The following is a 14,170-nucleotide window of genomic DNA, read 5'->3' as shown; positions in this document are numbered from 1 at the left end:
GGCAGCGGGCGACTCTCAATAATGAAAAACAAATAACGAGAGCCCCTTGCCGTGAATTTCCAACAACTCCGATCCGTCCGCGAGGCCCAGCGCCGCAGCTTCAACCTGACCGAGGTGGCGCAGGCGCTGCACACCTCGCAGCCCGGCGTCAGCCGCCAGATCCGCGAGCTCGAGGACGAGCTGGGCATCGACCTCTTCGTGCGTGCCGGCAAGCGCCTGACCGGTCTGACCGAGCCGGGCCGCCAGGTCATGCCCATCGTCGAGCGCCTGCTGCACGAGGCCGAGAATCTGCGCCGTGCCGGCGACGATTTCGCCCGCGCCGGCAGCGGTGCGCTGCGGATCGCCGCCACCCACAGCCAGGCCCGCTATGCGCTGCCGCCGGTGGTGCGCGACTTCCGCGCCGCCCACCCCGATGTGATGCTGCATATGCAGCAGGGCTCGCCGCAGCAGGTGGCCAAGCTGCTGCTGGACGGCGAGGCCGATGTCGGCATCGCCACCGAGGCGCTGGCCCAGTTCGACGAGCTGGTGGCCCTGCCCTGCTACCGCTGGACCCACACCATCGTGACGCCGCCGGACCACCCGCTGGCCCGCGAAGCCTCTGAGGGTCAGGTCTTGACACTGCAGCGTCTGGCCCAGTTTCCCATCATCACCTACGAGACCGGCTACACCGGCCGCTCGCACATCGATGACGCCTTCCGCGCCGCCGGCCTGGACATCGATGTGGTGCTGGTGGCGATGGATGCCGACGTGATCAAGACCTATGTGGACCTGGGCCTGGGTGTGGGCATCGTCGCGGCAATCGCCTACGACGAGGAGCGCGACCGCCATCTCGCCGCGATCGACGGCCGCCATCTGTTCGCCGACAACATGACCCGGCTGGCGGTGCGCCGCGATGCCTATCTGCGCGACTATGTCTACGCCTTCATCTCGACCTTCGCCGCGCCGCTGACGCGCGCCGCCGTCGAGGAAGCGCGCCAGGGCCTGCTGGCGGCCTGAGCGCCCACGCTGCAAAGCAAAGCAACTCTTCTTCGTTCACAAGCGCGCAGGCGCTCCCTACAGTCAAGTCTCCCCGCCACACCTCAAATCAAGAAGGTCCATGCCGTGAACGCCATCCGACGCACCCTGTCCCTGCTGACCGTCAGCACCCTGCTGGGCCTGGCCTCCACGGCCCAGGCCCAGACCACCCTGCTCAACGTCTCCTACGACCCGACCCGCGAGCTCTACCAGGACTTCAACGCCGCCTTCATCAAGCAGTGGAAGGCCAAGAGCGGCGAGACCGTGACGGTCAAGCAGTCGCATGGCGGCTCGGGCAAGCAGGCCCGCTCGGTGATCGATGGCCTGGAGGCCGATGTCGTGACCCTGGCCCTGGCCTATGACGTCGATGCGCTGCACGACAACGCCAAGCTGATCCCGGCCGACTGGCAAAAGCGTCTGCCGCAGAACGCCAGCCCCTACACCTCGACCATCGTGTTCCTGGTGCGCAAGGGCAATCCGAAGGCGATCAAGGACTGGAACGATCTGGCCCGCCCCGGCGTCGAGGTCGTGACCCCGAACCCCAAGACATCGGGCGGCGCCCGCTGGAACTATCTGGCCGCCTGGGGTTATGCGCTGGCCCAGCCGGGCGGCAATGCCGACAAGGCCAAGGACCTGGTCAAGCGCATCTACACCAACACCAAGGTGCTGGACTCCGGCGCGCGCGGCTCGCTGACCAGCTTCACCGAACGCGGCATCGGCGATGTGCTGATCTCGTGGGAGAACGAGGCCTTCCTGGCGGTCAAGGAACTCGGCCCGGACAAGTTCCAGATCGTCACGCCCAGCCTGTCCATCCTGGCCGAGCCGCCGGTGGCAGTGGTCGACAAGGTGGTCGACAAGCGCGGCACCCGCAAGCAGGCCCAGGCCTATCTGGAGTATCTGTACAGCCCCGAAGGCCAGGAGATCGCCGGCAAGCACTACTACCGCCCGCGCGACGCCAAGATCGCCGCCAAGTTCAGCGAGCAGTTCGCCCAGGTCAAGCTGATCACCGTCGACGAGGTCTTCGGCGGCTGGCGCACGGCCCAGAAGACCCACTTCGCCGACGGCGGTGTGTTCGACCAGATCTACACGCCCGGCGGTCGCTGACAAGACCTGGCCCCTGCATTGTTTGTCTCCTCGATAGGCTGAGTCTTATCGACCTCAACCCCGGCGCGTCTTGGCGTGCCGGGGTCTTTTTTTGCTTCATCGCCGATGCGCGGGGAGACTCAGCCCGGCTTGCGGGCCACGATGACGACGCGGATGTCCTTGCCCTTGCTGCCATGCCGCTCGACCGATTCGATGAAAAAGCCGTGCCGGGCAATTGCCGCCTCAAGCTCCTTGCCGTTGAAACACAACACCCTCGGCGCCTTGCCGATGGCACGCATCAGCGGCAATGCCAGCCAGGGAATCAGCGGGTTCATCTCCGAGAGGCAAGCGGTCTTGGAAATCAGCCGGCCGCCCGGCCGCAAGGTCTGCATCACCGAAGCCAGCGTCTGGTCCAGGTCGCTCACCAGATGCAGCAGGTTGAACGCCAGCACCGCATCGAACTCGCCCGCGCCGGCCACCCCTGCCTCAGCGTCGGCCACGGCAAAGCTCAGCTGCGGCAGGGGCTGGGCCGCCAGCTTCTCGCGGGCGATGCCGATCATCTCGGCAGACACGTCGGTCGCCAGCAGGCGGCGTGTGCAGGGCGCCAAACGCAGCGCGGTGCTGCCGGTGCCACAGCCGATCTCCAGCACGTTCTGGTCGGTCGAGAGCAGGGCCTGCACACGCGCCAGCGTGGCCTCGTAGCCCGCCAAGTCGGCGATCGGGTCGGCCGCGTACTTGCGGGCGACACGGTCCCAGAACCGGGCCTTGCGTGCGATGGACTCGCTCAGCGGTGACGGCGAGGCACTCTCGGCAAAGGACGCAGTGGGGGGAGACGGCATGGGCAGGACTCGGTGATACGCGGCGGTGCCATGGTAGTCATGCACGTACTTGATAGAAACTGCGATAAATTGCAGCGGACATATACACAAACGCATGAGCAACCTCGATTGGAACCAGCTCAAGGCCTTTCTGGAGACCGCTGAAACCGGCTCGCTCTCGGCCGCCGCCCGCAAGCTGGGCTTGAGCCAGCCCACCCTGAGCCGCCAGGTGGCCGCCATAGAACAGCGCATGGGCGTGACCCTGTTCGAGCGGGTCGGCAAGGCCATGGCGCTGACTTCCACCGGGCTGGACCTGCTGGAACACGCGCGCGCCATGGGCGCGGCCGCCGAAGCCATGGGGCTGGCTGCCAGCGGCCGCTCGCAGGCCGTCGGCGGCGTGGTCTCGGTGTCGGCCTCCGACGCGGTGGCCGCCATCTTGCTGCCGCCGCTGCTGCGGCAGTTGCGCGAGCAGGAGCCCGGCATCGCCGTCGAGGTGATCCCGACCAATGTGCAGAGCGACCTGCTGCGGCGCGAGGCGGACATCGCCATCCGCCACGTCAAGCCCGAGCAGCCGGAACTGATCGCCCGGCTGATCCGGGAGGCCACGGCTCACTTCTACGCCTCAGAAGACTGGGTGAAAGTCCACGGCCATCCGCGCAGCGCCACGGACGCCGCCCTGCTGCCCTTCGTGGGCTCCGACCGCTCGGGCCGGTACCTGGCCTACCTGCGCACGCACGGCCTGCCCCTGAACGAAGCCAACTTCAGCTGCTATGCCGACCACACGGTGGCCCACTGGGCACTGGTGCAACAAGGCATGGGCATAGGCGCGATGATGGAAGAGATCGCCCTCGCCACGCCGAGCATGGTCCGCGTGCTCGACGACCTGCCGCCGGTGCGGTTTCCGATCTGGCTGGTGACACACCGCGAGCTGCGGACGTCGCGGCGGATACACGTGGTGTTTGAGGCCTTGGCGCAGGGCTTGACCTGAGGCAACGAAGCCCAGCCTGACGGATTTACTCTGCCAAACAGGCTTGAACTTGCAATAAATGCGGGGCGTCATCCCCAGTTAGATGCGCAAGTGTTGCATTTTCCCATCTATTGTGGACTTTTCCATCCCAGAGGAAGAGACTGCGACGATGGAATGGACTGCCGATCCCAAGCTTTATCCAGCCTACCTCGCTAGAAAGATCAAGCGAGGGCGCGGCTGCGGCAGTGGCGTGAGCTACCTCTCCTGGTACACCACGGCGGAGATCAAGTCACGCGGCACCTGCGACACCCCAAACAGCATCCGCAACGGAAGATCGTACGAACTGCTGTCGGATTTCGAGACCCTGTACTTCTTCATCCTCGAGCGCAAGAAGGGCGTTGAGGACGTGAGGGAACAGTTCCCGATCTTTGACATCACCGGCACCCAACGCATCTGCGCCGAACTCGGCATCGATCACAAGACGACGTCGCGCGGTCCGCAGAGGCCGGAGCCCTACACGATTGATTTTCTCGTGACAGAGGAAGTCAGCGGCACGAGCCAGACACGAGCAGCCAGCATCAAGCCGCCCTATCAACAGCTGGACGCCGCGACCACGGCCAAGCTGAATGTTGAGCGGCTCTGGTGCGAGCGCAACGGGATCCCCTGGCAGCTCATTGACATGAAGGGCCTCCCGAATCACCTGACGACGCTTTCGGCGCTTCGCTATACGCGCAAGTGGTACTTGAATCGGTGGCAGCCTGACCTGGTGCTGCGGAAGCTGTTCAAGGAACACTTCATGTTCGCCTACGAGCGGAACGTGTCGCTCAAACGTCTCCTCGAAAGGGCGGCAAAGCGCACGCGGCTCCCCTTCCCACAGGCGGAAGACGCGTTCCGGCACGGCGCCTGGATTGGCGATATCCCGGTCTCTTTCAACCACGAAATCGCGTTGGACCTGCCGCTGGTCCTGGTGCAAGAATGAAATTTGAGCCGCTTCCACAAGCTCGGCGAAAGGTGCCTCACGTTCTCGCGGTCGAGGTGGATCAGCCGGGCACGAAGAGATACCTCCGGCTGACCCATTGCTTCACCGGGGCCTGTTTCTGCCAGTGGGTGACCAACGCCGCAGGTGCGCGCGATGCTTCTCGCCCGCTGAGGTTCAGCTGGGATGAGATCACGCAGATGGAGAGCGATGGCGGCGTCTGGGGACGCCTCTCGCTGCCCTACGAACTGGCCAAACCGCTGGACGAGAACACGCCAGATGCTGCAGATGCGGGTTGGCGGATCATCGAACCACTGGTGAACTTGTTCAAACGCGAGAGCAATCTTGCCCGAAACCGATACTCCCATCTGGCAACCCAGCGCGCCCTCGAGCTCGGAATCGCTCTCAAAACCGTCAAGCGGCTGCTGAGCCGCTACTACTATTTTGGCCAGGAACATGCGGGGCTGCGCATGTTGACGCCAGGCCGGCGCCCAATGGAACTGTCTGAGCGACGGGCTCTCGGCACCGCGGGCGCTGCGGATCAGCCTGGCGACCAGGATGAAGACTCCGGCACGGTGGCGCATGAACGCCAGGTGGCGACACGCGAACGACCCGGGCCAAGAGCCAGCGTTGAGGCGAAGTTCGGGAAGAACACCTTCATTGTGTCGCCGGAGGACATCCAGGACATGGTCGCGCGCCTGGCCTCAATGGCCACGAAGAAGCGCACCTTCGTCATTGAAGCGTACAGCGAGTACCTGAAAATTGACTTCAAACGACGTCACCCTGTGCTGTTCAAGGGGGTCGCTGAGGGGAAGCATCCGATCCCAGTATCGAAGTGGCAATACCGCAGATACGTCAATGAGCACCTCGTGCTGACAAAGGACGTCGCGAGAAATCTGCGAACACGATCTGCAAAAGCCACCGGGGAAGGCTCCTTGGATTCAGCAGGCCCAGGCGACATCTATGAGATTGATGCAACCGGCGGACGCATCGTTCTTGTGACGTCAGGCGAATCGCCACGGGTGATAGCCACGCCGACCATCTACGTCATCCTCGACCGGTGGAGTCGTTTCATCGTCTCCATCTATGTCTCCCTGAAGGCGCCGTCGTGGGACGAAGCCCGATATGCGGTGCTCATTGCATTCACCTCACGGGAGAAGCGGTTCTCGACGCTCGGCGTGGATATCACCAACAAACGATGGCCGGTCGGTCGGGTTTGCAGCGTACTTCGTCGTGATCGCGGCTCGGAACTTACCAGCGAGTCGATGGACAAGGCTGTCTCCGGTGACATGCGTATCGATCCATCCACCCTTCCCTCGGTCACCCCGAACGGCAAGGCCATCATCGAACGCTTCATGCGCACCTTGAAGGGCTGGATGGCGCGGAATGTGAAGGGCAGTTATGCGGAGCGACCGATGGACCTCCACGCAAAGAGGGCCGCGAAACAAGCCAAGCAGATCACGGTGCATTCCCTGGCGGAGTTGTACCGGGCGCTGATCGACTTCGTCGAGAAGTACAACAACACGCCTCACTCGCATCTGAAGAAGCTCGGCGTCCTGAAGCAGGCCGGGATCGCCCCTACGCCGCAGGCGGCGTACATCTGGGGCAGCGAAAACATCACTGGGGCGAGAGTTTCAAGCTACTCCGATGGCGACATGCAGAAGCTGATGCTCGGCGTCGACCAGGCCTCGACTGGCGGAGGCGAGCTTCGCTACAAGTCGAGGCGCTACGTTCCGGCCAACCCTGCAGCGCGCGCCTTCCTGGCTTCGCGGCCTGCAGCCCGCAGAGCCTTGCAAGTACGCGTCGACAAGACCTTTCCACATGAACTCTATGTTGAACGCCGCACGGAATGGCCCCGATTCACCATGGTCTCAGCCGACAAGCGAGCTCTGGGATACCTCAGCCTCGATGAGTACGACGCGCTGACGCCGGTCGCCAACGCTGAGACCCGAGACCTGGAGCATGAACAGTTGCGCGCCGAGGTGACCGCAGCACCTGCCGCGCGTCGACCGACCATCGACGTGGACCGCAGCGTTCCGTCGCAGCGTCAGCTCGCGGACGACCGTCAGGCTGAAACCACCGCGCTCAAGGCGACGTTGACCGGCAAAGAGCATCCGCAAGCCAGGTCATCGCCAACGGAGACGAAGCCGACCGCCAAGTCAAGCATTCCGGAATGGAAGCGGCGGGAAGAAGAGAAGCGAGCGACCGCTTTGGCTAAATTGCAAAAATCTCGACGGGAGTAATAAAAATGCTACTGCGCAAGACGCACATTGTGGATGCCGAATACACGCCTTCAACGGTCCCGGCCTATCGCGGCAATCCTCTGATTGAAGCTTTGCCGCTGCTCAGCTCCTTTGCGCAGCTTACCAATGCGCTGGAGCACTTTCCGCCCAAGCCAGATGCAGCAATGCGAAAACAGGATGAATGGACCCGCTATCAGGCTGTGAGCAACCTGCGGGACATCATTGTCGCGACCCCGGAGTACAAGCGCGCGTCGATTCAACTCCACACCCTCTTGCGCAACACCTATATGGCCCGCAATGCGGCAGACAAAACTGAAGAGATTCGTTGCATTGCAATCGCCAACAGAAAGCTCAGCGACGACTTGAAATTGCCATTCGACTGGAAATCGACCGCATCCGGCCACATGTTCATTTCATCCACTGGCACGGGAAAGACAACCTTCATTGACGCATTCCTGCTTCGATTGGCACAGGTCATTCGCCACAAGGAATACCAAGGCGAAGAGCTTGGTCGAGCCCAGGTCGTGTATCTAAAGATATCCATCCCCCCGGACGGCACGCTGAAAGCTTTCTGCCTGAATTTCTTTCAAGCCGTCGACAAGTTGCTCAACACGAACTACCTCAAGCAGGCCTATGCAGCCAAGACCGTTGCGAACATGACGCTCTTGATGGGAAAGGTTGCCACCAGCATTTCGCTCGGGCTGCTGATCGTCGATGAGTTTCAGAATTTGAAGATCGCCAAGACAGAGCAGTGCGTAATCGTCTTCAACATGTTCGTCCAAATGATTGAAGACTACGGCATTTCTGTTGTGACCCTCTGCACACCCGCGATACAGAGGCTGCTCGCAGCAAAGCTTGCGATTACTCGAAAGCTGATGGGAAATACAACCTACTTCCCCCTGATGGCCGCAGGCAGCAACGAGTGGAAGCACTTTTCCGAAGCTGTTTGGCCATTTTGCTACACCGAGCACAAATCCCCGTTAACACCGAAAATCAGCGCTGCCTGGCACAGAGCATCCGGTGGGAATACGGCGTTCGCTATCAATGCTTACAAGCTCGCTCAAGAGTACGCGATAACAGAAGAATCGCGCGTTGACGAAGTGAGTTTCGAAATGGTCTTGAACACCAGCTTTGCGGCCCTGAAACCAGCAATCGACGCCCTGGCTCGCGGGCGTCCGTCGGAATTGGAGGCGTTCGAAGACTTGATTTGTGATGCCGAAAGCAGGGCGCTGATTGCAGCATTCATGCCGCATGCAGTCTACGACATGCCTGCGACCGCGCCATTGAATCCGACTGACCGAGAGACAGCACCGGATAAATCCGAAGAGAGCGCCGACAAAGCCATACGCGGCGCTGGCGAGTTTGACGAAATTACAGAAGCGGCCAAGCCCGCCAAGCCCAAGAAGGCCGCAACCCCGCGCTCAACAAGGAGACAGAAGGTACCGGGCTCCGTAACCTCACCACTACCAACGCGGCCAGTGGGCGCGGACTTGGCATAAATGGCGGAACAACACCCCCAACTGGACATCATCAAAGTTACGTAGGACTATCCCATCATACAAGTCAAGTACCAGGATTTCCGGAAGTGGTCTACGAAACTATTTCATTGAATTCATTCGCGATTTTTGACTGATACACGCCTAGAAAGATATGGGGTGCCATTGTGGTCTTTAATAGAAAATTCAGTGGATGCGCATAGCCTTTGCGTGGTGTCCAAAGTCTTTAGCGAAAGGCCCCGCTGTGAGGATATTTGTAGAAGGCGACAAGAGCAAAGCGTTCTGCGCCCGATGTTCAACACTTGTTCAAACAACCTTTGTTCTTCGCGATGTTCCGTTCAGCGATGGCGGAGGCATCGCAGCGAACATCCTCGTTGGAACTTGCGACAACTGCGGAGAGGTTGTTGCTATTCCCGCGCAGTCAGTCCCGGCCATCGCCCACGCCCGAGGAATCAATACCAATGCCGGCCAAGCAACAAACGATCAACTTTGACGCTCACGAGCCGTGCGAGCGGCAGCAGAGTGGGATTCGTAAGCCCTTGTCGGAGCTCAACATAATTTTCCATAATCATTCATAGTTCGCTTACTTTTGACTACCGCACGTAGATTTGGCTGATACATTCGGCAAAAAGCCCATCATTCACAGGTCCGAGGCAAGAGGCTGCTCGTGAGATGCTGAGGCTCATTGCCACTCAGAATCCTGAGAGGCTGTGCTGTTGGCGCTCACCCCCTTCAGCGAGTATCTATACGGGTTAGCGGCGATTTGCAAGGTCGACTAATTACGTGTTTGTCCACCAACTCAAGACTGATCGCCACCGTCGCCTAGACTTTTACTTTGGTCAACCGGAGTTGAGCCGGAGACTTGCACCAGAGCCACCCAGTCCTCACGTTCCTTCAAAATCTCAAGTCCAAGCTGATAGTTTCGCGCATAGGGGAAATTCAACGCGATTTCTCGGAGCAAGATTGACAGCCCGACTCTGCGCTGCTCGACGACCAATTGCCTGAGCTTCTTACGGATTCGCTCTGCTGGATAGTTTCTGTTCACCCGCTCAAGTTCCGCCGCGAACTCAGGATGTGCGGCAATACTCTTCTTCAAGATGTACGCAGTCGTCCCGCAGACCAGCGCGAGCTCTTGCACGAAGATACGTGATGGTTGATGTTGCGAAGTCAACACCCGCTGCAACGCTTCTTGGAGTTGCTGGCCGCTCATAAGCGGCGCCTCCCGTCCCTTGTTGATCGGAGCTTGCGGCACCGCGGACTCGAACCATTGCGCGTCGCGCACCCTGGCTCTTGCGCTCGCCGGCGAGCGCAGCATTTCATGCCTTGGGCAACCACAAGCTATAGCGTCAATGATTGTTTGGCGGTCTGACTCGACGCTTGAGACATACAGATTGTCGACTTCAATACCGACGAGTTCGCGGAGCCAAGGTCTGTCATTGAAGTAGACGAGCCAGAACGGCGTTTTCATCGTCTGTAGATTGGCGAATCTTCCAGTCTGTTGAAACCTCAATGCAAGAGCATTCTTGGCCGCCGGCACAGCTGAAAAGCCCAGTGCGCCAGTGCTGAAGAAATTCCGCCTTGGCTGGCTTCTTTTCTGATCCAAAACGACTGTCTGATCCATCAATTTCTGACGCAAATCCGACAGCCCAATGCCCGCTGTAACGAACAAAGAAGCAAATGTCACGGCACTCCAATAGGTAGGAACACCCTGCAAAATCAGTTGCGGAACGGCAGGATCAAGCTCTGGATTGGATAGCTTCAATCCATAGCTTGAATAACGCTGGAGTCCAAAATTACCCTCCATGGCATCAAAGGCTCGTGCGAGACGTCCTCCCCATTCTTGATTAATAACTGCTTGGGCGACGGAGACCACATGTGCTCGACTCCAGGTTGGCAGACCTGCTCCAAGGGTCTGGAACGTCAATGCTGACAATGCATGAAACTGCCTGCCGATTTCTGAAGTCGATGCGGGTAGTTCTGTCAAGTCTGCGCCGCAACTACAAGCAGGCTCTGGCATTTTCATGATCTTCTGTTTTCGAAGCTCATGAATCCTTCCGCACGAGAAGCAAGACGTCCGCAAAAGCACCTTATGCTCGACGCAGACTACTGATGTCGGCAGCTGATGGGATCTTCGCCAATAGGGGTCAATGTCACGCTCAAGCTGGTCCTTCATGCAGCTGGGACAGTATTTCAGACGTTTCAGTTTTCCTTGAAGTCGAGCCTGAGAAGGGGAGCCTCTTCCTGCCACATCTCGCGCGGGAATTTTGACTTCCCGGTCATAGGCAAGCTCACTTTGAGACGCCTCAAAGAACAACCAAAAGGGGAGTGTCGTCATCTCGAGCGTTGACTGTGGATACGACTTGCCCAATGCCCCGAGAAGCAATTCATATCGGCCATCATGTCCAGCGATATCAAGTGGCGGCTGGTGTTTTTCCCCAAAGCCGCATTGATTTAGCACCCAGTTCCAAGTTGCAGCTTGATTCGCCGATGCAATTCTGGAGAACCAAGAGCCGAGAAGCTCGTCTTCGTTCACCTTAGGGATGAATGGGAGCGTCGGCGTCGTTTTTATCAAAGTCATTTTTCTCGAAAATCAGCATTAAAATGTTTGCCTCGGATTTTCAGACATTTCTCTGGCAAGACATCTGAATTTCAGCCATCCCGGGGAGGCGAGGAATTGGAATCTGCGGCTGGAGCCTCAGCACTGACCATCGGCACCGTCTTGCCGCTGCGGGACGACGAGATCCTGTACTCGTGGCTCGGCCGCATGTTCCGTCGCAACTCCTTTGCTCCTACGAAGGCTGCTGTGAACATGTTTCTCGGTGGAAGTTATCGCACGTTGTGCGTGGACCTACCCACAGGGCTGGGGCATCTTCAAACCGTACTCGGTCCCGCATCGCCTCTGCCGGCCTCACACAACTGGATAGACCGTGCCACCTTATACCCCTACCACCGTCCATTCTTGACGCCTGAGCGGAATCGCATCATTTGCGAGAACATGCTCAGCGCAAGCAATGCAGGTGGTGCTCAGAAGGCGCTGATGGGGCGTTTGGCCAACAGATTCGGCGCGGCCACCTCCCTTCGCTATTGCCAGCTCTGCATTCGTGCCGACGCGGTCCGCCCCGGCGAACCCTATTGGCGACGAAGCTGGCTTCTGCCGGGCGTTGCGCGCTGCCCGACCCATGGCATTGCTCTGGTAGAACTCGTGCCAGCGACAAGGCCAAGCAACCCTTTCGAGTCGCGTCAGCCGCCGTCACATCCTCCTGTCATCAACTGCATCCCATGCGCCGAAGGATCTCTCGACTGGGCGTTCAGCAAGTTGTCGGCCGAGTTGCTGCAATCCAACCTGCCCGCTCTTCGCCGGAACGTCCTGACCACAACGTATCGAAAGCGCGCCCTGAAACTGGGCTATGGCTGTACGACGGGCCGCGTCCGCATTTCCAAGGTCGCGCAGGCCGTCCGCGAACACTACCGGGATTTCGAGGGCTTTGCGCATCGCAATCGCCTCATTCAAACGCAGGCGAAACCGCTGGGCTGGCTGCACACCATCTTCAACAAGCCAGACAGAGCTGTTCATCCGATTGCTCATCTGATGCTGATCGGACACCTATTTGGGTCGATTTCGGCCTGGCGTGATGCACTTGAAGCCGATGGAGCCCACGCCGCCACTCTTCCGGCACGGCTGCAGAGCCCGAGACGGCGAACCCGCCCCACTGGACCTGAACTCTTGGATTCTTCATTGTCCTGTCGCGCTACCGCCGCCGCGCTGGGTGTCGATACGGCCACCGTAGTTGCCTACCGGCGCGAATGCGGGATGCAGATCACGCCACGAAATCACAAGACCACACGCATGGTCGAAGGCCAGATCGTCGATGACTTGGTGGCCGGCTTGCCTCTTGTGGAAGTCGCGGGCAATAGCGATGTATCGATGGCAACGGTGTGCCGCATCTTGCGATCCAACGCAGAAGCCCAAGCGAGGCGGCAGGCGAGTGTTCATCAAACCAACGAGCGCAAGGCCAAGGACGAATGGCAGGCAGCCGTCCGCAGCGCTGACTCCATCACTGCAGCCCGCCGCATTGCCCCCGCCGCATACATCTGGCTCTACCGGAACGATCGAAACTGGATAACTGACCAGGGCAACTTCGAACCGGCGGCGGTGCGAAAGCCACCTAGCAGCGCCCGGGTGGACTGGCCAATGAGGGATCTGAATCTGAGCACGCTGGTCTTCAATCTGCAATCCGTAGAGCTTGAGCAATGTGCGACAGAACGCCTCAGCGCCTATCGGATCCTGCGCATACTTGGCATCCAGACCATGATGATTCGCAATCGACACCGCTTGCCATTGACCTACGACGCACTCGTGGCCTGTATCGAAACCGAAAGCATGTGGCGCGAGCGGCGGCTGGTCGCTGCGGCCAATCAACTCACAACGCTGGGGCTGCCCCTGACCACCGTCAGCCTCTGCAAGGCCGCAAACATCAATTGGGCATATCGGCGCTGGGTCGAAGCTTGGCTGGGTGCTTTCCGCCATGCGAGCAGCACGAAGTAGCTCGCCGGAGGCACGGCGCGAGATATCGATGCTGATGCGCTAGAAAATGGATTCCTGTCGCTACAACGGCAACTGGCCGGCGTGCTTGGCCACGAGCAAACGTGGTTCACCAAGCATGACAACACAGCAGGCGCAGGCACGCTTCCACTACATGACCCGCAAATGCAGCATTTCATAGAAGGCGCGGGGCGTTGTCGCGCACGGCTGCGTCACCGACGTGCCAACGATACCTTCGAGACAGGCGCCGGGCAGTCCGTCGCCGATGCCAAGCACTCGGTCGTGATTCAGGACAGAGAAGGCCACTTGGCAGCATCCGCACCATTGCTCGGCCAAAGTCGCCTACAAATGACCTCGCGCAGCGCACTGAGGCTGCCAACGATCACCGGTTGCATACAACGCCTCCGTCGCCACCCGCCGGGCACCGAAGGCCTAGATTTTTAAGTGGCTAGACGACAAATCCACCAACTTCTTAGTGTCTCTACGACATGCTAGAGCGACTTCTAAGTGAAAACGAAGTCCCATCGCCTGGCCGCATTCGGTGTCAAATGTCGTTGTTGCATGTGCCGAGCATGCCCCGCATCGTGCCGGGCAGGTCGGCCGCGCTCCATTGGCACAAGTGCCGTTGTCAGCGCTTTGGGCTTATGCCCTGGTGATGCGCTGCATCTCGGGCAGGCCCAGCACCAGGGCGTCGAATGTGCACTGGTGAGCGCCAGCGCCGCAGACGTGCTTGACGCCATTTCGGCCCAGGTGAAGTGGCCGGCGTTAGGCGCCGGGCTGCGCACCACACGCCGAAGCCGTCGTGCACGAGCAGCTTCACGCGAGTGCAGCGGGCGTTGGCGAAGAGGTAGCCGTCGTGGGCCTGGGCCACGCCGAAGACCTGCACCACGCGCGTCAGCAGCCGGTCGGCACCGGCGCGCATGTCCACGGGTTCGACAGCCACATCGCGTCGATGCGGATCATCGAAGCAACTCGCGCATCCATGGTATGCGTCCGGCCAAGTCATCTTGACAGGCTGACGACCTGAGCG

General features: G+C 60.1%; 10 protein-coding genes. 7 read left to right on the top strand and 3 right to left on the bottom strand.

Annotated elements, in window-relative coordinates:
• The first annotated feature begins 51 nt into the window (after window positions 1-51).
• Window positions 52-996: a CysB family HTH-type transcriptional regulator gene (locus ABGI63_RS10655; protein ID WP_349742409.1), complete on the top strand. Its 945-nt coding sequence runs from the start codon at window positions 52-54 to the stop codon at window positions 994-996.
• A 105-nt stretch (window positions 997-1,101) separates the two neighbouring features.
• Entirely contained in the window at window positions 1,102-2,118 is a 1,017-nt protein-coding gene (locus ABGI63_RS10650) for a sulfate ABC transporter substrate-binding protein (protein WP_137941315.1), read from the top strand.
• 119 nt (window positions 2,119-2,237) lie between these two features.
• Here the strand turns inward: ABGI63_RS10650 and ABGI63_RS10645 are convergent, their stop codons facing one another.
• Window positions 2,238-3,059 carry a class I SAM-dependent methyltransferase gene (locus ABGI63_RS10645; protein WP_349742408.1) on the bottom strand — a complete coding sequence of 274 codons (822 nt, stop codon included), beginning with the start codon at window positions 3,057-3,059 and terminating at the stop codon, window positions 2,238-2,240.
• Between ABGI63_RS10645 and ABGI63_RS10640 the strand changes: the two genes are divergently transcribed.
• From ABGI63_RS10640 to ABGI63_RS10625, 4 genes are all read left to right on the top strand, one after another.
• Entirely contained in the window at window positions 3,031-3,903 is an 873-nt protein-coding gene (locus ABGI63_RS10640) for a LysR family transcriptional regulator (RefSeq protein WP_349742407.1), read from the top strand. The genes ABGI63_RS10645 and ABGI63_RS10640 overlap by 29 nt on opposite strands.
• 148 nt (window positions 3,904-4,051) lie before the next feature.
• Window positions 4,052-4,861 carry a TnsA endonuclease N-terminal domain-containing protein gene (locus ABGI63_RS10635; protein WP_349742406.1) on the top strand — a complete coding sequence of 270 codons (810 nt, stop codon included), beginning with the start codon at window positions 4,052-4,054 and terminating at the stop codon, window positions 4,859-4,861.
• Window positions 4,858-7,101: a TnsB C-terminal domain-containing protein gene (locus ABGI63_RS10630; protein WP_349742405.1), complete on the top strand. Its 2,244-nt coding sequence runs from the start codon at window positions 4,858-4,860 to the stop codon at window positions 7,099-7,101. The genes ABGI63_RS10635 and ABGI63_RS10630 overlap by 4 nt, the downstream gene beginning before the upstream one ends.
• 5 nt (window positions 7,102-7,106) lie before the next feature.
• Entirely contained in the window at window positions 7,107-8,600 is a 1,494-nt protein-coding gene (locus tag ABGI63_RS10625; RefSeq protein WP_349742404.1) for an ATP-binding protein, read from the top strand.
• A gap of 796 nt (window positions 8,601-9,396) precedes the next feature.
• On the opposite strand, the gene ABGI63_RS10620 is transcribed toward ABGI63_RS10625, so the two are convergent.
• Window positions 9,397-11,175 (bottom strand): TniQ family protein, encoded by a 1,779-nt coding sequence (locus ABGI63_RS10620; RefSeq protein ID WP_349742403.1) that lies wholly within the window; start codon window positions 11,173-11,175, stop codon window positions 9,397-9,399.
• Between ABGI63_RS10620 and ABGI63_RS10615 the strand changes: the two genes are divergently transcribed.
• Window positions 11,074-13,143, top strand: a complete 2,070-nt coding sequence (locus tag ABGI63_RS10615) for a TnsD family Tn7-like transposition protein (protein ID WP_349742402.1) — start codon at window positions 11,074-11,076, stop codon at window positions 13,141-13,143. The genes ABGI63_RS10620 and ABGI63_RS10615 overlap by 102 nt on opposite strands.
• 625 nt (window positions 13,144-13,768) lie before the next feature.
• On the opposite strand, the gene tnpB is transcribed toward ABGI63_RS10615, so the two are convergent.
• Entirely contained in the window at window positions 13,769-14,146 is a 378-nt protein-coding gene (tnpB, locus tag ABGI63_RS25880) for an IS66 family insertion sequence element accessory protein TnpB (protein WP_432767412.1), read from the bottom strand.
• Window positions 14,147-14,170 lie beyond the last annotated feature (24 nt).

The organism is Roseateles cavernae, assembly GCF_040187885.1.
Taxonomy (GTDB): Bacteria; Pseudomonadota; Gammaproteobacteria; order Burkholderiales; family Burkholderiaceae_C; genus Roseateles_E; species Roseateles_E cavernae.
The sequence above is the reverse complement of the archived record's forward strand: the minus strand, read 5'-3'. Positions and strand labels throughout refer to the sequence as shown.

Excerpts from the sequence above, each read along its gene's own strand:
- tnpB (WP_432767412.1), bottom strand. The coding sequence starts at position 14,146 with ATGACTTGGCCGGACGCATACCATGGATGCGCGAGTTGCTTCGATGAT.
- ABGI63_RS10625 (WP_349742404.1), top strand. The coding sequence starts at position 7,107 with ATGCTACTGCGCAAGACGCACATTGTGGATGCCGAATACACGCCTTCA.
- ABGI63_RS10640 (WP_349742407.1), top strand. The coding sequence starts at position 3,031 with ATGAGCAACCTCGATTGGAACCAGCTCAAGGCCTTTCTGGAGACCGCT.
- ABGI63_RS10635 (WP_349742406.1), top strand. The coding sequence starts at position 4,052 with ATGGAATGGACTGCCGATCCCAAGCTTTATCCAGCCTACCTCGCTAGA.
- ABGI63_RS10630 (WP_349742405.1), top strand. The coding sequence starts at position 4,858 with ATGAAATTTGAGCCGCTTCCACAAGCTCGGCGAAAGGTGCCTCACGTT.
- ABGI63_RS10620 (WP_349742403.1), bottom strand. The coding sequence starts at position 11,175 with ATGACTTTGATAAAAACGACGCCGACGCTCCCATTCATCCCTAAGGTG.